Below are 18,153 nucleotides of genomic sequence, written 5' to 3'. Positions count from 1 at the left end.
GAGGGTCGGGTGAGCGCTTCCGCGTCGGCAGACCCGCTGGCCCGGTTTTCCGGGCCGACGCGGGAATGGTTCGCCAGCACGTTCACCGCGCCCACCGCGGCTCAGGCCGGTGCCTGGTCGGCGATTGCCGAGGGCCACAACACGCTGGTCATCGCGCCGACCGGCTCCGGTAAGACACTGGCGGCGTTCCTGTGGGCCCTGGACAGCCTCGCGAGCGCACCGGCTCGCCAAGCGGGTACCCGGGTGCTGTATGTGTCACCGCTCAAGGCATTGGCGGTCGACGTCGAACGCAATCTGCGCGCGCCGCTGACCGGGATAACCCGAATCGCCCAGCGCCGCCACCGGCCCGTCCCGCGGGTCGGCGTGGGCGTGCGCTCGGGTGACACCCCGCCCGCGCAGCGCCGCCGGCTCATCGCCCAGCCGCCCGACGTGCTGATCACCACCCCCGAGTCACTGTTTTTGATGCTGACCTCCGCCGCGCGCCACACCCTGGCCGGGGTGCAGACCGTGATCGTCGACGAGGTGCACGCGATCGCGGGCACCAAGCGTGGCGCGCACCTGGCGCTGTCGCTAGAGCGCCTCGACGATCTCTTGCAACGCCCGGCGCAACGAATCGGGTTATCGGCGACCGTACGCCCGCCCGAGGAAGTGGCGCGGTTTTTGTCCGGGCAATCCCCGACGACCGTCGTCGCGCCCCCCTCGCCGAAGACCGTCGAGCTAACCGTGCAGGTGCCGGTGCCCGATATGGCAAACCTGGCAAACCACACCCTCTGGCCCGACGTCGAGGCTCGCCTGGCTGAGTTGATCGAATCGCACAACTCCACGATCGTGTTCACCAACTCGCGGCGACTCGCTGAACGACTTACCGCCCGGCTCAACGAGATCCATGCCCTACGCTGCGGTGTCGAGTTGCCCGCCCCCGGCAACCCGCAGGTCGCCGGGGGCGCGCCGGCGCAGCTTTTGGGCAGCGGCCAAACCTATGGCGCCCCACCGGTGCTCGCGCGCGCGCATCACGGTTCGGTCAGCAAGGAGCAACGCGCCGCGGTCGAAGAGGATCTCAAACGGGGCCGGCTCAAAGCCGTGGTGGCGACCTCGAGCCTGGAGCTCGGCATCGACATGGGCGCGGTAGACCTGGTGATCCAGGTGGCGGCGCCGCCGTCGGTGGCCAGCGGCCTGCAGCGGATCGGCCGGGGCGGCCATCAGGTCGGCGAAATCTCGCGGGGTGTGCTGCTTCCCAAGCACCGCACCGACCTGATCGGCTGCGCGGTGGCAGCCCAGCGCATGCTCACCGGGCAGATCGAGACGATGCGGGTGCCCACCAACCCGCTGGACATCCTGGCGCAGCACACCGTGGCAGCGGCCGCGCTGGAGCCGCTGAACGCCGAGCGCTGGTTCGACACCGTGCGTCGCAGCGCGCCGTTCGCCACGCTGCCGCGCAGCGCCTTCGAGGCGACGCTGGATCTGCTCAGCGGCAAGTACCCGTCCACCGAGTTCGCCGAGTTGCGGCCACGGCTGATCTACAACCGCGACACCGGTACCCTGACCGCGCGGCCCGGTGCGCAGCGGCTGGCCGTCACCTCCGGGGGCGCGATCCCTGACCGTGGGCTGTTCACCGTCTGGCTGGCCACCGAAAAGCCCTCGCGGGTAGGGGAACTCGACGAGGAAATGGTGTACGAGTCACGCCCGGGTGATGTCATATCGCTCGGCGCGACCAGCTGGCGGATCACCGAGATCACCCACGACCGGGTGCTGGTCATCCCCGCGCCGGGCCAGCCCGCCCGGTTGCCGTTCTGGCGCGGCGACGACGCCGGGCGCCCGGCGGAGCTGGGCCGCGCTATCGGCGCACTCACCGGCGAACTGGCCCACCTCGATCGCAAGATATTCGATGCCCGTTGCGCTGAATTGGGTTTCGATGCCTACGCCACCGATAACCTGTGGCGGCTGCTGCAGGATCAGCGCAGCGCCACCACAGTCATCCCCACCGACACCACGCTGCTGGTGGAGCGGTTCCGTGACGAGCTTGGGGATTGGCGGGTAATCCTGCACTCGCCGTACGGGCTGCGGGTGCACGGCCCGTTGGCGCTGGCGGTCGCTAGACGGCTGCGGGAACGCTACGGCATCGACGAGAAACCGACGGCCGCCGACGACGGCATCGTGGTGCGGCTGCCCGACACGTTCCCCGATTGCGGGCCGGACGGCGGTGGCGCGCCGCCCGGCGCGGAGTTGTTCGTGTTCGACGCCGACGAAATCGACCCGATCGTCACCGCCGAGGTGGGCGGTTCGGCGCTGTTCGCGGCGCGGTTTCGGGAATGCGCGGCCCGCGCGCTGCTGCTGCCGCGGCGCCACCCGGGGCGCCGCTCGCCGCTGTGGCACCAGCGGCAACGCGCCGCCCAACTGCTCGACGTGGCCCGCAAATACCCCGAGTTCCCGATCGTGCTGGAAACGGTGCGCGAATGCCTGCAAGACGTCTACGACGTGCCGGCCCTGACCAGGCTCATGGCCGACATCGCACAGCGCCGGGTGCGCGTCGCCGAAGCCGAGACCGCCACGCCCTCGCCGTTTGCGGCGGCGCTGCTGTTCGGCTACGTCGGGGCGTTCATCTACGAGGGCGACAGCCCGCTCGCCGAGCGCCGCGCGGCGGCGCTGTCGCTGGACGCCACGCTACTGGCCGAGCTGCTGGGCCGTGTCGAGCTGCGGGAACTGCTCGACGCGGACGTGGTGGCCGCCACCGGACGCCAGTTGCAGCAGCTGTCGCCGGAACGGGCGGCCCGGGATGCCGAGGCGGTTGCCGATTTGTTGCGCCTGCTGGGCCCGCTGACCGAGCAGGAGGTGTCCGCGCGCGCCGGCGGCGCCAACGTGGGTGGCTGGCTGGCGGGTTTGCGCGCCGCCAAACGCGCGCTGAGCGTGTCATTCGCCGGACGAACCTGGTGGGTGGCCGCCGAGGACATCGGCCGGCTGCGCGACGGGCTGGGGGTCGCCGTGCCGCTCGGGGTGCCGGCCAGCTTCACCGAGGCGGTCGCCGACCCCTTGGGCGAGCTGCTCGGGCGATACGCCCGCACGCACGCGCCGTTCACCACCGCCGACGCGGCCGCCCGGTTCGGCCTAGGGGTGTCGGTGACCGCCGACGTGCTGGGACGGCTGGCTGCCGACGGCCGTCTGGTGCGCGGCGAGTTCAGCGCGGACGCGGCCGGCGAGCAATGGTGCGACGCCGAGGTGCTGCGGATCCTGCGCCGCCGCTCACTGGCGGCGCTGCGCGCCCAGATCGAGCCGGTCAGCACCAGCGCCTATGCCCGCTTCCTGCCGGCCTGGCAGCAGGTCGGCGCGGAGTCGACATCCGGGATCGACGGGCTGGCTGCCGTTATCGATCAGCTCGCCGGCTTCCCGCTGCCGGCCTCGGCGGTCGAGCCGCTGGTGCTGGCATCGCGGGTGCGCGACTATGCGCCGGCCATGCTCGACGAGCTACTGGCCTCCGGCGAGGTGATCTGGTCGGGCGCCGGGTCGATCTCCGGCAACGACGGCTGGATCGCTTTCCACGCCGCCGACTCCGCGCCGCTGACGCTGGCCGGTGGCGTCCAGATCGAGCTCACCGACGCCCACCGGGTGATCCTGGACACGCTCGCCGGCGGCGGCGCATTCTTCTTCCGCCAGCTCGCGCAGACCGGAATCACCGAGCAGCAGCTTAAAGCCGCGTTGTGGGAACTGGTCTGGGCCGGCTGGGTCACCGGCGACACCTTCGCGCCGGTGCGGGCGATGCTGTCCGGCGGCCCCGGCACCCGCGGACGCGCCACACCCGCGCACCGGCCCCGCCGCTCACCGCGGTTGAGCCGCTACAGCGTCGCGCACGCGACGGCCCGCGCCGCCGACCCGACCGTCGCCGGGCGGTGGTCCGCGCTGCCGGAGCCCGAACCGGACTCCACGCTGCGGGCCCACCACCACGCCGAGCTGCTGCTGAACCGCTATGGCGTCGTGACCCGGGGCACGGTCACGGCCGAAGGAGTGCCAGGTGGTTTCGCCACGCTCTACAAGGTGCTGACCGGATTCGAGGACGCCGGGCGCTGCCAGCGCGGCTACTTCATCGAATCCTTGGGCGGCGCCCAGTTCGCGGCCGCCTCCACGGTCGACCGACTGCGCAGCTACCTCGACGGCCCCGGCTTCGCCACGGACCCCGAGCGCCGCGAACACCACGCCGTGGCGCTGGCCGCGGCCGATCCGGCCAACCCGTATGGCGCGGCGCTGCCCTGGCCGTCCCCCACCGCCGCAGACGATGCGGGAGCCCGCCCCGGCCGCAAGGCCGGGGCCCTGGTGGTGCTGGTGGACGGGGAGCTGGCGTGGTTTTTGGAGCGCGGCGGACGCTCGCTGCTGAGTTTCACCGACGATCCCGGGGCCAACCACGCGGCCGCCGCCGCGCTGGCGGATCTGGTTAGCGCACGCCGAGCCGACTCGATCCTGATCGAACGCGTCAACGGCGTGTCGGTGCTGCAGCTACGGGAGTCGCCGAGTCAGGAGGCACTGGTCGATGCCGGCTTCGCCAGCACACCCCGCGGATTGAGGTTGCGCTAAGCGATGCCCGAGGGTGACACCGTCTGGCACACCGCCGCCACGCTGCGGCAGGCGTTGGCGGGTCGCACCCTGACGCGCTGCGACATCCGGGTGCCCCGGTTCGCGACCGTCGACCTCAGCGGCCACGTCATCGACGAGGTGCTCAGCCGGGGCAAGCACCTGTTCATCCGCGCCGGGTCGGCCAGCATCCACTCGCATCTGAAGATGGACGGCAGCTGGCGGGTGAGCGGCCGCGGCCGGTGGCCCGATCACCGCACCCGGATCATCCTGGAAGCCGGCGATATCCGGGCCCTCGGCATCGACCTGGCCGTCCTGGAGATCCTCGACCGCGACCACGACGGCGACGTGGTCGCGCATCTGGGACCGGATCTACTTGGGGAGGACTGGAACCCCCACGTCGCCGCGGCCAACCTCGTCGCCGATCCGGGCCGGCCCCTCGGGGAGGCGTTGCTGGACCAACGGGTGATGGCCGGGATCGGCAACGTGTACAGCAATGAGTTGTGTTTCGTCAGTGGACATCTGCCGAGCACACCGGTCGGCGTCATCGCCGACCCGGCACGGCTCGTAGCTCGTGCGCGAGATATGCTGTGGGCCAACAGATTCCGTTGGACTCGCTGCACCACCGGCGATACCCGTGCGGGTCGCCAACTGTGGGTCTATGGACGCTCGGGGCAGGAGTGCCGTCGCTGTGGCACGCCGATCCAGCGGGACAACAGCGGCAACCGTGTCACGTTCTACTGCTCGTCGTGTCAGCGTTGACAACTGGATGCCAGCGTGCGCCGCGCGTGCAGATGCTGTTCACGCGATGTTGCGCCCCCGATACCGGGCTGTCATCCACACCCCGGTAACCTGGAAGGCCGAGACGCCGGAACAGCGATCCGGCGCTTTGATGCGGGACCTGTCCCGCGCCACCCGAGCGCGGACCGCGGCGCCGCGTTGCCCTCCCCGTCGGCCGTCGCCGAAGACCACTCAACGACCTCGCCGGATAACGGAGGACACCAACGTGCTAACACTGCAGAACCGTCTCGGCATCAGCGCTCTCGCGACCATCGGCTCCCGCAAAGCGGGCTCCCTGACGACCCGCGCGTGGGGCACGCTGCGCGCCGTCGCGCAGGGTGCGGCGCCTACCCGGGCGGTGGCGTCGCTGTGCAACACCACCCTCGTGTTCGATGCGCTTCGCATGCCCAACGGGACTTGCCGAGGCGCCACGGTCCCCGCACGGGAGCCGGCGCCGAGGGGCGATAAAGAGCTGCTGCGCATCATGCCCCGGGGGGCCGAGCGTTGCTAACGGCACCGACCCGGCCGTCGCCGCCAGACAAGCTCACGCCGCGGGACCCGGGGAAGGCGCCTGGGCCTGAAGCGCACGGCGGCTGACGAACCGGCGCGGCTTGCCGGTGAGCGGGTCGTCGAATTCCAGGGTATGCGCCAGTAATTGCAGAGGCGTCGTGAAGTCGTCGGGCGCAACGTCAATAACGTCGGGATACAGCGGATCGCCCTGAATCGGCAACCCCAGTGAGGCCATGTGCACCCGCAACTGGTGGGTGCGTCCGGTCCGCGGCGTCAACCGGTAGAGGCCATCCGGCGACGCCAGCTCCACCAGGGTTTCCGCGTTGGGCTCACCGGGCTCTTCGACGGCCTGTAAACAGCCGCGCCGTTTGACGATCCGGCTGCGCAACAGGCACGGCAGATCGATCTCCGGATCGCCGGCCGCGCGTGCCAGATAGGTTTTGCGCACCCGGCGGCGCGCGAACAGCGTCTGGTAGGCCCCGCGTAGCTCGCGGCGGACGGTGAACAACAGCACCCCGGCGGTCAGCCGGTCCAGTCGATGGGCCGGGCTTAGCTCTGGCAACCCCAGTTCGTGCCGCAACCGCACCACCGCGCTTTGCGCCACGTGGCAGCCCCGCGGCATGGTTGCCAGAAAGTGCGGCTTGTCGACCACCACGATGTCGTCGTCGCGATAGATCACCGGGATGTCGAACGGCACCGGCACTTCGGCCGGCAGCTCCCGGTGGGGGCGCACCCCGGTACCGGCCGGTTCCGGCCTCGTCACCGCGGGACTCAACTGAGCGGCACCGGTTCGAGGATTTCGGCGCGCGCCTCCGGCGCACTGGCGCGCAACGCGTCCGCCGAGGCGTCATCGGGCTGGGTCTGCGACAGAATCTCGGCTTCCACGCGCGCGGCGTACATGTCGACCTCACGGTCGATCTGCCGATCGGTCCACCCCAGTATCGGCGCGACCACCTCGGCCACCTCGCGGGCGCAGTCGACACCCCGGTGCGGGTATTCGATGGAGATCCGCATCCGCCGGGTCAGGATGTCCTCCAGATGCAGCGCACCCTCGGCGGTGGCGGCGTAAGCGGCTTCCACCCTCAGGTAGACCGGCGCCGCCGCGATCGGGTCCAGCAGGTCGCGGCGGTCGGCCGCCAGAGCGAGCACGTCGCTGATCAGCGACCCGTAACGGTCGAGCAGATGGCGCACCCGGTAGGGGTGCAGGCCCGCCAGGTCGCCGACCCGCTCGGCCTGGTTGACCAGCGCAAAGTAGCCATCGGCGCCCAGCAACCGCACCTTCTCGGTGATCGACGGTGCCACCCGCGCCGGAATGTACTGCGCCGCGGTGTCGATGGCGTCGGCGGCCATCACCCGATAAGTGGTGTACTTGCCCCCCGCGATGGACACCAGGCCGGGGGTGGGCACCGCCACCGCGTGCTCCCGGGACAGCTTGGACGTCTCGTCGCTTTCCCCCGCCAGCAGCGGCCGCAGCCCGGCGTAAACGCCGTCGATATCGGCGTGGGTCAACGGAATGGCCAGCACGGTGTTGACGGTGCCGAGGATGTAGTCGATGTCCGCCTTGGTCGCCGCGGGGTGCGCCAGGTCAAGGCCCCAATCGGTGTCGGTCGTGCCGATGATCCAGTGGCTTCCCCAGGGGATGACGAACATCACCGACTTCTCGGTGCGCAGGATGATAGCGACGTCGCTGACGATCCGGTCCCGTGGAACGACGATATGCACACCTTTGGAGGCCCGTATCTGAAAGCGCCCACGCTGCTTGGACAACGCCTGGATCTCGTCGGTCCACACACCGGTCGCATTGACCACCACGTGCCCGTGGACCTCGGTAACCGCGCCGTCCTCGGAGTCGCGCACTCGCACACCGATCACGCGGTCGGCTTCGCGCAGCAACGCGATCACCTGGGTGGAAGACCGCACCACCGCGCCGTAATGCGCGGCGGTCCGCGCGACCGTCATGGTGTGCCGCGCGTCGTCGACAACGGTGTCGTAATAGCGGATACCGCCGATCAGCGAGTTGCGCTTCAAGCCAGGGCACAGCCGCAGCGCGCCGGCTCGCGTCAAATGCTTTTGCGGCGGAACCGATTTCGCACCTCCGAGCCGATCGTAGAGGAGCATGCCGAAGGCCACGTATGGACGTTCCCAGAACCGCCGGGTCAGCGGGTACAGAAACGGCAGCGGCTTCACCAGGTGCGGCGCCAATGTGGTCAACGACAGCTCGCGCTCGTAGAGCGCCTCACGCACCAAACCGAACTCGAGCTGCTCGAGGTAGCGTAGCCCGCCGTGGAACATCTTCGACGACCGGCTCGAGGTGCCGGAGGCGAGGTCGCGCGCCTCGACCAGCGCCACCTTCAGCCCGCGGGTCGCCGCGTCCAGCGCGCATCCCGAGCCCACCACGCCGCCGCCGATGACCACGACATCGAACTGCTCGTTGCCCAGTCGCTCCCAGGCCGTGGCCCGCTGCGAAGGCCCTAAAAAAGACGCCGGCCAGGCCTGCGCGTTACCCGGCGCGCGGATCGGGTCGCTCACGGAAAGGCCTCCCAGTCGGTTACTCATCGGTAGGCGAGCTGATCCCCAGGCTACCGCGGCTAGTCCAGGTCACCGTGGGCCATCAGCCGGCGGGCCGCCTCGGTGATCGACCCCGACAGCGACGGATAGACGGCCAGTGTCTGCGCCAACTCGTCGACCGTGATGCGGTTTGTCACCGCCACCGCGATCGGCAGGATCAGCTCGGAGGCGATCGGCGCCACCACCACACCGCCGATCACCACACCGGTGGCGCGCCGGCAGAAGAGCTTGACAAAGCCGTGCCGCAGCCCGGACATCTTGGCCCGGGCATTGGTCCGCAACGGCAGCATGATGGCGCGGGCCGGCACGGACCCGTTGTCGATCGCCGACTGGGGCACACCGACGGCCGCGATCTCGGGATGGGTGAACACCGTCGCGGCCACGGTGCGCAACCGGATCGGCGTGACGGCTTCCCCCAATGCGTGATACATCGCGATCCGGCCCTGCATCGCCGCCACCGACGCCAGCGGCAGCAGCCCGGTGCAGTCCCCGGCGGCGTAGATCCCGGGCGTCGACGTACGCGACACCCGGTCGACCCGCAGATAGTTGTCGGGTGATAGCTGGATGCCCACCCGCTCCAGGCCCAGGCCGCCGGTGTTCGGGACCGATCCGATGGTCATCAGGGCATGGCTGCCCGCCACGGTGCGCCCATCGGCCATGCGCACCACAACCCCCTCGCCGGTGCGGGTGACCGATTCCGCTCGGGCGTTTTTGACCAGCCGCACGCCGCGTTCGGCGAACGACTCCTCCACGACCAGCGCGGCGTCGGCGTCCTCGTACGGCAGCACATGGTCCCGGCTGGCCACCACCGTCACCGCGACACCCAGTTCGGTGTAGGCGTTGACGAACTCGGCGCCGGTAACGCCCGAGCCCACCACGATGAGGTGATCGGGCAGCGAGTCCAGGTCGTAGAGCTGGCGCCAGGTCAGGATGCGCTCGCCGTCGGGCCGCGCCGACGGCATGATCCGCGGGGTGGCGCCGGTGGCGATCAGCACAACGTCGGCATCGTGCTCGCTGGCCGCACCGTCACGGCTGGTCGCTTTGATGCGGTGGCGCGCTCGATCCGGGCCGGGGTCGACCAGCTCGCCCCGCCCCGCGATCACCTCCACGCCCGCGCTGTGCAGCTGGGCGGTGATGTCGGCCGACTGCGCGGCGGCCAGCGTTTTGACCCGCTCATGGATCTGTCCCAGCGAGATCTTGGCGTCGTCGATGTCGATGTCAAAACCCAACCCGGAGGCTCGGCGCAATTCGGTGCGCAACCCCGAGGAGGCGATGAAGGTCTTCGACGGCACGCAGTCGGCCAGCACGGCCGCCCCGCCGATGCCGTCGGAGTCGATCACCGTCACCTGGGCGTCGCGGGCGGCGGCGACCAGCGCTGCCTCGTAACCGGCCGGCCCTCCCCCGAGGATCACAATGCGGGTCGCCACAGCTTTAACCTAACCACGGCGTCGAAGCTTCGCCGGGCGGGCGCGTGCCATTTAAGCTTTCTCCGTGCCGCTCTACGCCGCCTACGGCTCGAACATGGATCCGGAGCAGATGGCACAGCGGGCACCCCACTCGCCGATGGCCGGGACCGGCTGGCTGCACGGGTGGCGGCTGACATTCGGTGGCGAGGACATCGGCTGGGAGGGCGCGCTGGCCACCGTCGTCGAGGATCCGCAGTCGAAGGTCTTCGTTGTGCTCTACGACGTCACCCCCGCCGACGAACAGAACCTGGACCGGTGGGAAGGCTCCGAGCTGGGTATCCACAAGAAGATCCGGTGCCGGGTGGAGCGCATATCCTCCTACACCACCACGGATCCGGTGCTCGCCTGGCTCTACGTGCTGGACGCCTGGGAGGGCGGGCTGCCATCGGCGCATTACCTGGGCGTGATGGCGGATGCCGCCGAAATGGCCGGAGCGCCACCCGATTACGTTCATGACCTGCGTACCCGCCCGGCCCGCAACATCGGGCCGGGGACTTAGCTTAGCTTCCCGAACTCGGCTGGCTGCGGGGGATCGGCTACTGCCGCAAGGCTTCCTCACAAGCGGGGTGACAACCGGGATGGCCTGCGGCCACGTGGAGCCGCCGACACGCACTCCGGCCGCGACAGCGGTGCCGCCCGGGCGGATGCTGGAGACCGGTGCACCGTAGTCACCGCGCCCGCCGGGCGCTGCGAACGCCGTCACTGATGACGACCCTCCCGCAAGCCGGTGCCCTCGTGATCGGTTCGGGCCAGTGCAGGCCCGAGCGGGCGGTCAGCAGCCGAAGGGTTAACCCGACCGGGGTAGCCGCTTTGGCTCAGTCCTGACGGGTCGCGGCCACCGCCCAGAACGGCATGTGCAGCAGGTTGGTTTTCAGCAGCGGCCCGATGACGCGAAGTTGCTCCTGCATCGGCTTCACCCGCTCACCCCAGCCAGACGCGCATGCTCGGGTTAACCACTCGTCAAACCCTTCGGGAGTCATGTGAGCTTGATAGGTGGTGGGGCCCAGGTAGTCGATGCGCCACCCCGCCGCGGGCAGCACCCGCTCGAAGTTTTCCGCGGGCAGACCGTGCGTCTGAATCCCATTGACGTTGTGGCATCCGGCCTCGAACATATACAGCCGCGCCCCCGGCCTGGTGGCCCGGTGCAGAGCTTGGGCATACTGACCCTGAAGGTCCTCGTCCTCGCCGAGCACATGGTAAAACGCGCTGTCCAGCACGGTGTCGAATCGGTTCTCCAGCCCCTCGAGCTTGGTCGCGTCGGCCACCTGAAAGTTCACCTGAACCCCGGCACGCTGCGCGTTGCGCCTGGCCCGCTCGATCCCGGCCGCTGAGCTGTCGATCCCGGTGGCCGCATAGCCCTGCTGCGCGAAGTAGATCGCATGATGGCCCGGCCCGGTGCCTGAGTCGAGCACCTCTCCCCTGACCCCGCCGAAGGCCACTAACTGCTGGACCGCCGGCTGCGGTCCCCCGATGTCCCACGGCGTCATCGTCGGCAAGCCGTCTACCGTGCGCTCGTCACGGTAGAACTCCTCGAAATCATACCGCTCAGCTTCGTTAGACATGCTCAGCATTTTAGGCTCGGAAACTTTGGCCGCCAAGGCATCTAATGCTCCAACAGCCGGATGTCCTGGCGACCATAGTCAGCCAGCGACAGGTCGGCGACCTTGAACTTGATCCCAGTCGCTTCGTCGCGCGGGTCGAAACCCGGTACGACAACTCAACTGAGCAAACAAGCCAACCCGGGCCCGCGCAATTCGTCACGGTGACCCCTGGCTAGACGTCAAAACTGTTGTTGCACAATAACGTTACGGCATCATTCATAGATAATTGTCGTTATCCATGAATTCCTGCCGCATGTTTCATCAGATGATCAACGCTCTCTTCGGCGATGGGCGATATCCTTTATTGGAGCGTATTGGAGCGGCACGTGAGATGCTTGACACGATGAGGCCGGCGCCGCCGCTTTGGTGTCACCAAAACGACCCGTTAACCAGACGGGACACCACGTTAGGCATAAATCAATGAACCGGGCAGCCGTGTTGGATGCGCTCAGCGGCGGATGGCGGCGCAGATTCGGTCCCAATTGCCAGACGCGATCTTCTCCCGCTCGACCTCGGTGAGGTTTGCCTCCTCCAAAAAGCGGCGCGCGCCGCCATGAGGGGCAAACCGATAGGGATAGTCGGTGGAGAAAAGGATGCGGTCGACTCCGATGACCTCAAGTGCCCAGCGCAGATACCGCTGACTAAAGATGCCGCTGGGCGTGACGAGCACGTTGGTGCGGAAGTAGTCGGAGATCGGGCGTGCCCGTTGGGCGGCTGTGGCCACGTTGTCGATCCTGTCGAGGTAGAACAGCACCATCTCGCCCCAATGACCGACTATCACTTCTAGATTTGGAAAGTGGTCGAAGACGCCGCAGAGGATCAAACGCAGCAGCGCAATGCCCGCGTCGTAGTGCCAGCCGATACCGTAGGTGGCCAAGCCGGCATCGACTGCGTCATCGACGCCGCTGTAATAGACGGCCTGTACCGGCGGCGGCGGCACCTGCGGATGTAGGTAGAGCGGCGCGTTGAGGGCAGCCGCGGCCTCGAAGATCGGCCAGAAGTCGCGGTGTTCCAGGCTGCGCCCACGGCTACGGGGGAAGATCATCGCGCCGTTGAGGCCCAATGTGGTGACCGCACGCTCCAACTCGCTGGCGGCTTTGACCGGATCGGTGGTGGCCAGCGTCGCGAAGCCCTGCAGGTGGTTGGGGTGCGCGCGCGCGGCGTCTGCCACGAGATCGTTGCAGATCATCTGCAGCGTCACCCCGTCGTTGGGAGCCAGGTTTTGGACACCAGGGCTTGTCAGGGAGAGAACCTGAACGTCGAGCCCGGTGTCCTCCATTGCGGCGAGGCGCTCTCTGTCGAGCTCGGCGAGGCGGTGCGCGATATCGTCGCGGGCGGATAGCCGCGGCGGGTTTTGCCAGTGTGGCTCGAGACGACGCCACGCCTGCACCACGTCGGCCGTAACGAAATGCTCTTCCAGACCAATGATTTTCACGACTGCGACCCTTCCTCACATTCTCTCTTTTGATAATTGTTGTCTCTGAGGTCCGGTATCGAGTAGCTCCGCATCGAATGGTCAATATTGCTGCAGACGCCAAACGAGTCTCCAGCTGGGTGACGGACTCACGAGCTGACGTTGGAGGCCTCATGCGCTGGTGGCAGCGGCGCAACGCACGAGATGAGGCACTGATGGCCGTCGCCACCCCGGCTGTCCCGACCGCGCGCCGCCTGAGGGGAGACTCGCGAGCATAAGACCTCAGGTGCGTACGTCCGCAACGGCCACGTCACACAGTCACGTCACACAGTTGACTGACAAGTTGCAGGCGGCGGTGCCGGAAAACGAGCCGAGCACTGGTGCCGAGGGGTGGCCGGGATGAAACGTGCTGCTCAGCCGCGGCGGCGTGGTCAGCACCGCAGCCCGTGACTGCCGAGTTCCCGAAAACCGCGGATCTCGCAGCTTCGCCAACTACCGGTTCCGACTCCTTCTCAACCACGGACGAATCCGGAACAATCACCAAACATCACGCATCCCAACCCATTGTCCCAGTTGCCAGCTTGGTGGCGTAGAACTCGAAGATGGTGGCCGGTTCTATAACAATGCCGACTGCTCGACGATGTTGACCATCACGCGCACCCCGACCGCCAGGGCTCGCTCGTCGAGATCGAATGTCGGTTGATGCAGGTCCAATTGCGGTCCCCGGCCCGACCACACCCCGAGGCGCGCCATTGCGCCGGGAACTTCCTCCAAATACCAGGAGAAGTCCTCGCCGCCCCCTGACTGCCGGGTGTCGGCCAAAGCATCCGGGCCCAGGGCTTCGATGGCGTGGGTGAGGATGCGCGTGGCAACTTCCTCGTTGACCACCGGCGGCACTCCGCGGCGGTAGTCCAGCGTGTGCCGGATATCCAGCGGTGACAGCAGCGCGGACACCGCCTGGCGGATGACGTTCTCCAGCGAATCCCACGTCTGGCGGCTGGCGGTGCGCACGGTGCCGGACAGCGCACCGGTCTGGGGGATGGCGTTAGCCGCCGTGCCCGCGTTGACCGCCCCCCACACCATGACGGTGCCGTGACGCGGGTCGATGCGGCGCGACAGCACACCGGGCAGCCCGACGATCAAGGTGCCCAGGCCGTAGACCAGATCGGCGGTCAGGTGCGGCCGCGATGTGTGTCCACCCGGTGAGTACAGGGTGATCTCGACCTGGTCGGCCGCCGACGTGATAGGCCCCTGCTTGACCGCCACCTTGCCGACCACGAGGCGGGGGTCGCAGTGCAAGGCGAAAATCCGTGTCACCCCGGTCAGCGCCCCAGCGGCAATCGCGTCCAGCGCGCCACCGGGCATCAGCTCCTCGGCGGCCTGGAAAATCAGGCGCACCGCCACCGGCAATTCCGGTGCCGATGCCAGCGCCAGGGCGGTGCCGAGCAGGATCGCGGTGTGCGCATCATGACCGCAGGCGTGCGCGACATTGGGCATCGTCGACGCGTACGGCGCGCCGGTCCGCTCGGCCATCGGCAGCGCATCCATGTCGGCCCGCAACGCAATCCTGGTCTCCTTCTCCGGGCCCAAGTCACAGGTCAGGCCGACCCCTCCGGGGAGCACCTTCGGGTTAAGCCCGGCGTCGGCCAACCGCTCAGCGACGAACTGGGTGGTGGCGTACTCCTGGCGGCCGAGTTCGGGGTAGCGGTGGATGTGCCGTCGCCATTCGACCAGGTCGCCGTGGTGCGCAGCCAGCCATGTTTCGGCGCGGTCGGCCAGGCTCATGACGGTGCCCGCCAGTCCCGACCCGCTTGCACCCTCTCAGGCTCGGTCAGCGTCTCGGCAACTTGAACGATTCTGCGCCCCACCAGGTTCGCCTTGGTGTGGACGGCGTGAGATAACTCCCCGAGGTCGCTGCCCCGGCGTCGCGCCGCATCCTGCGCGGCATCTAACGCGGTGGCAGCGGGCACGTCGACAGTATCTCACCCAGCGCACCCGCGCCGCTCCGCGGCGCGCATCGTCGCCGGGCCCAGCCCGATTGCCCGGCTCCTCCCCGCGCCGCTCCGCGGCGCGCATCGTCGCCGGGCCCAGCCCGATTGCCCGGCTCCTCCCCGCGCCGCTCCGCGGCGCGCATCGTCGCCGGGCTAGCCTCGATGACCGTGACCGGCCCACCCGATCCTGACGCGCTCGCGCGGCAGGCGGCCAACATCGTCGCGGAGCGAACCGGGATTACCGAACATGACGTCGCGATCGTCCTCGGATCGGGCTGGGGCCCGGTTGTCACCGAACTAGGAGCCGCGACCAGCGTGCTGCCCATGGCCGAGCTGCCCGGATTCACCCCGCCCACCGCGGTCGGGCACCGTGGTCAGGTGCTGTCGGTGCCCGTCGGGGAGCATCGGGTGCTGATACTCGCCGGGCGCCTGCACGCCTACGAGGGCCACGACCTGCGCCACGTCGTGCACCCGGTCCGGACGGCGTGCGCGGCGGGGGCGCGCACCGTCGTGCTCACCAACGCGGCCGGGGCCCTGCGGCCCGACCTGCGGGTCGGCCAGCCGGTGCTGATCTGCGACCACCTGAATCTCACCGCGCGTTCCCCGTTGGTCGGGCCGCAATTCGTCGATCTCGTCGACGCCTATGCTCCTCGGCTGCGAGAGCTGGCCCGCGACGTCGATCCGCAACTCGCCGAGGGCGTGTACGCCGGCCTGCCCGGCCCGCACTACGAGACTCCCGCCGAAATCCGGATGCTCCGGCTGCTGGGCGCCGATCTGGTGGGCATGTCCACGGTGCACGAGACCATCGCCGCACGCGCGGCCGGCGCCCAGGTGCTGGGCGTATCGCTGGTGACGAACTTGGCGGCCGGGATCACCGGTGAGCCGCTCAGCCACGCTGAAGTGCTCTCGGCCGCCGCGGCATCGGTGACCAAAATGGGTGCCCTGCTGGCCGCCGTGATCAACCGGCTGTGAGGCGCGCCGTGACACCGCAGGAGTGGATCGCTCACGACCCCGACCCCGTGACGGCCGCCGAGCTTGCCGCCTGCGCGCCCGATGAGCTTGCCGCGCGGTTCGCACGCCCCCTGACCTTCGGCACCGCAGGACTGCGCGGGCCGGTGCGGGGCGGGCCGGACGCCATGAATCTGGCCGTGGTGCTACGCGTCACTTGGGCGCTGGCCCATGTGCTCACCAAGCATGGTCACCGTGGTTCGCTGGTGATCGTCGGTCGCGACGCCCGGCATGGGTCGCGCGAATTTGCTGTTGCTACTGCTGAAGTGCTTGCCGCCGAGGGCTTCTCGGTAGTGTTTCTGCCCGATCCGGTGCCCACGCCCGTGGTGGCGTTCGCGGTGCGTCACATCGGCGCGGCAGCCGGGGTGCAGATCACCGCATCACATAACCCGGCGAGCGACAACGGCTACAAAGTGTATGGCGGCGACGGCGTCCAGATCACCTCCCCCACCGACCAGGAGATCCACGCCGCAATGGCCGCCGCTCCATTCGCCGACCAAATCCGCAGAAAGCCCGTCGAGCCCAGCGGAACCGGGCTCGTCGAGCACTACATCCGGCGGGCGGCGCAGGTCCGGCACGGCAAGGGTTCGGTTCGGATCGCCCTGAGCCCGTTGCATGGGGTGGGCGGTGCGCCGGCCGTGGAGACGTTGCGCTGCGCGGGCTTCGCCGATGTGCACACCGTCGCTGCGCAGTTCACGCCGGACCCCGACTTTCCCACGGTCACGGTCCCCAATCCCGAGGAGCCGGGCGTCACCGACGCGCTGCTCGCCCTGGCCGGCGACGTCGGTGCCGACATCGCCATCGCATTGGATCCCGACGCGGACCGGTGCGCTGTCGGCATACCCACCCCGTCGGGGTGGCGGATGCTCTGCGGTGATGAAACCGGTTGGCTGCTCGGTGATTACATTTTGTCTCGGGCCGACACACCGGCGAGCAGCGTGGTGGCCAGCACCGTGGTCTCCTCACGGATGCTCGCGGCGATCGCCGCGCGTTACGGCGCACGGCACGTCGAGACCCTCACCGGCTTCAAATGGCTGGCACGCGCGGACGCCGATCAGCCGGGGGCCACCTTGATCTACGCCTACGAGGAGGCGATCGGATACTGCGTGGATCCGGCAGCGGTGCGCGACAAGGATGGCATCAGCGCCGCGGTGCTGGTGTGTGATCTGGCCGCGGCGCTAAAAGCTCAGGGACGCTCAATGCTCGACATGCTCGACGAGCTCGCCCGGCGACACGGCGTGCACGAGGTCGCCGCGGTGTCCCGCCGGCTCAACAGCGCCGATGAGGCCGCCGGGCTCATGGGGCGGCTGCGCACGGACCCGCCGAAGCGGCTGGCCGGGTTGCCGGTGACCACGGTCGATCTGCTGCGCGGGCCTCACCGCGCCGACGTGCTGGTCTTCACCGGCGCCACCGCCGGCGTGTCGGCCCGGGTGGTCGTGCGGCCCTCGGGCACGGAACCGAAACTGAAGTGCTATATCGAGGTTCGCTGCACGGTCACCGATGCCCTGCGAGACGCCCGGGACCGCGCGGGCAGGCTGCGCGATGAGCTGGTTGCCGCGGTGCGGCGCTGGTAGCTAACGCGGCCCAAACTGGCGGTCGCCGGCGTCGCCGAGACCCGGAACGATGTATGCGATCTCGTTGAGCCCCTCGTCGATGGCCGCGGTAACCAACCGCGCGTTCGGCGCCGCTCTCGTCAACGCGGCGACACCTTCCGGCGCCGCGACGACGCACACGACGGTGATGTCCGCCGCGCCACGGCAGTGCAGCAGACCGACGGTGTGCGTCATCGACCCACCCGTGGCCAGCATCGGGTCCAGAACCATCACCGGCAGGGAGCTCAGGTCATCGGGCAGCGACTCCAGGTACGGCACCGGCAGGTGGGTGCGCTCGTCGCGGGCCATGCCGACGAAACCCACCCGTGCTTCCGGTATGAGCGCATGGGCCTGATCGACCATACCCAGCCCGGCGCGCAGCACCGGTACCAGCAGCGGCGGCTTCGCCAGCCGTGCTCCGAGAGTCGCGGCAATCGGGGTGCGCACCGGAGTCGGCTCGCATGGCATGTCACGGGTGGCCTCGTAGACCAGCATCAGCGTCAGGTCGCGCAGCGCGGTCCGGAACCCGGCGTTGTCGGTGCGCTCGTCACGCAGCGCCGTGAGCCGGGCCGCCACGAGTGGGTGATCGACGACACGCACCTCCACGAGGTTCGACACTAACGGGTGCCGGACACGCTCACGGGCGGACTCGTCGAGGTGCAAGCG

At 69.0% G+C, this 18,153-nt stretch carries 13 protein-coding genes and 1 pseudogene; 6 read left to right on the top strand and 8 right to left on the bottom strand.

The window, feature by feature from the left end:
* Window positions 1-9 precede the first annotated feature (9 nt).
* The 3 genes from MSM1_RS11815 (at window position 10) to MSM1_RS11805 (ending at window position 5,848) form a co-directional block, all read left to right on the top strand.
* Entirely contained in the window at window positions 10-4,560 is a 4,551-nt protein-coding gene (locus MSM1_RS11815; protein ID WP_307857368.1) for an ATP-dependent helicase, read from the top strand.
* 3 nt (window positions 4,561-4,563) lie between these two features.
* Window positions 4,564-5,319 (top strand): endonuclease VIII Nei2, encoded by a 756-nt coding sequence (nei2, locus tag MSM1_RS11810; protein ID WP_213442365.1) that lies wholly within the window; start codon window positions 4,564-4,566, stop codon window positions 5,317-5,319.
* Between the two features lie 244 nt (window positions 5,320-5,563).
* Entirely contained in the window at window positions 5,564-5,848 is a 285-nt protein-coding gene (locus tag MSM1_RS11805; RefSeq protein ID WP_213442364.1) for a hypothetical protein, read from the top strand.
* Window positions 5,849-5,881: 33 nt separating this feature from the next.
* Here the strand turns inward: MSM1_RS11805 and MSM1_RS11800 are convergent.
* The 3 genes and pseudogenes from MSM1_RS11800 to MSM1_RS11790 all read right to left on the bottom strand — a co-directional run.
* Window positions 5,882-6,571: pseudogene (locus MSM1_RS11800) on the bottom strand (pseudouridine synthase); the annotation flags it as partial.
* Window positions 6,572-6,618: 47 nt separating this feature from the next.
* Complete coding sequence (locus tag MSM1_RS11795) at window positions 6,619-8,376, bottom strand: glycerol-3-phosphate dehydrogenase/oxidase (protein WP_213442362.1); 1,758 nt, start codon at window positions 8,374-8,376, stop codon at window positions 6,619-6,621.
* A gap of 59 nt (window positions 8,377-8,435) precedes the next feature.
* The gene (locus MSM1_RS11790) at window positions 8,436-9,842 is read right to left on the bottom strand and encodes an NAD(P)H-quinone dehydrogenase (protein ID WP_213442361.1); all 1,407 of its coding nucleotides are present in this window, start codon (window positions 9,840-9,842) and stop codon (window positions 8,436-8,438) included.
* Window positions 9,843-9,906: 64 nt separating this feature from the next.
* On the opposite strand from MSM1_RS11790, the gene MSM1_RS11785 reads away from it, so the two are divergent.
* Window positions 9,907-10,380: a gamma-glutamylcyclotransferase gene (locus tag MSM1_RS11785; RefSeq protein ID WP_213442360.1), complete on the top strand. Its 474-nt coding sequence runs from the start codon at window positions 9,907-9,909 to the stop codon at window positions 10,378-10,380.
* A gap of 316 nt (window positions 10,381-10,696) precedes the next feature.
* On the opposite strand, the gene MSM1_RS11780 is transcribed toward MSM1_RS11785, so the two are convergent.
* From MSM1_RS11780 to MSM1_RS11765, 4 genes are all read right to left on the bottom strand, one after another.
* Window positions 10,697-11,443 carry a class I SAM-dependent methyltransferase gene (locus MSM1_RS11780; RefSeq protein WP_374101708.1) on the bottom strand — a complete coding sequence of 249 codons (747 nt, stop codon included), beginning with the start codon at window positions 11,441-11,443 and terminating at the stop codon, window positions 10,697-10,699.
* Between the two features lie 487 nt (window positions 11,444-11,930).
* Window positions 11,931-12,917: an amidohydrolase family protein gene (locus MSM1_RS11775; RefSeq protein ID WP_213442358.1), complete on the bottom strand. Its 987-nt coding sequence runs from the start codon at window positions 12,915-12,917 to the stop codon at window positions 11,931-11,933.
* 594 nt (window positions 12,918-13,511) lie between these two features.
* Entirely contained in the window at window positions 13,512-14,681 is a 1,170-nt protein-coding gene (locus MSM1_RS11770; RefSeq protein ID WP_213442357.1) for a M20 family metallopeptidase, read from the bottom strand.
* The gene (locus MSM1_RS11765) at window positions 14,678-14,866 is read right to left on the bottom strand and encodes a hypothetical protein (RefSeq protein ID WP_213442356.1); all 189 of its coding nucleotides are present in this window, start codon (window positions 14,864-14,866) and stop codon (window positions 14,678-14,680) included. The genes MSM1_RS11770 and MSM1_RS11765 overlap by 4 nt, the downstream gene beginning before the upstream one ends.
* A 183-nt stretch (window positions 14,867-15,049) precedes the next feature.
* Here MSM1_RS11765 and MSM1_RS11760 point away from each other — a divergent pair, with 183 nt between their 5' ends.
* Both MSM1_RS11760 and MSM1_RS11755 read left to right on the top strand, forming a co-directional pair.
* Window positions 15,050-15,859 (top strand): purine-nucleoside phosphorylase, encoded by an 810-nt coding sequence (locus MSM1_RS11760; protein ID WP_236055969.1) that lies wholly within the window; start codon window positions 15,050-15,052, stop codon window positions 15,857-15,859.
* Window positions 15,860-15,867: 8 nt separating this feature from the next.
* Entirely contained in the window at window positions 15,868-17,469 is a 1,602-nt protein-coding gene (locus MSM1_RS11755) for a phospho-sugar mutase (RefSeq protein ID WP_213442352.1), read from the top strand.
* On the opposite strand, the gene upp is transcribed toward MSM1_RS11755, so the two are convergent.
* The gene (gene upp / locus MSM1_RS11750) at window positions 17,470-18,093 is read right to left on the bottom strand and encodes a uracil phosphoribosyltransferase (protein WP_213442350.1); all 624 of its coding nucleotides are present in this window, start codon (window positions 18,091-18,093) and stop codon (window positions 17,470-17,472) included.
* Window positions 18,094-18,153 lie beyond the last annotated feature (60 nt).

The sequence above is a fragment of the Mycobacterium sp. SM1 genome (assembly GCF_018361265.1).
In the GTDB taxonomy this organism is placed as follows: Bacteria; Actinomycetota; Actinomycetes; order Mycobacteriales; family Mycobacteriaceae; genus Mycobacterium.
The sequence above is the reverse complement of the archived record's forward strand: the minus strand, read 5'-3'. Positions and strand labels throughout refer to the sequence as shown.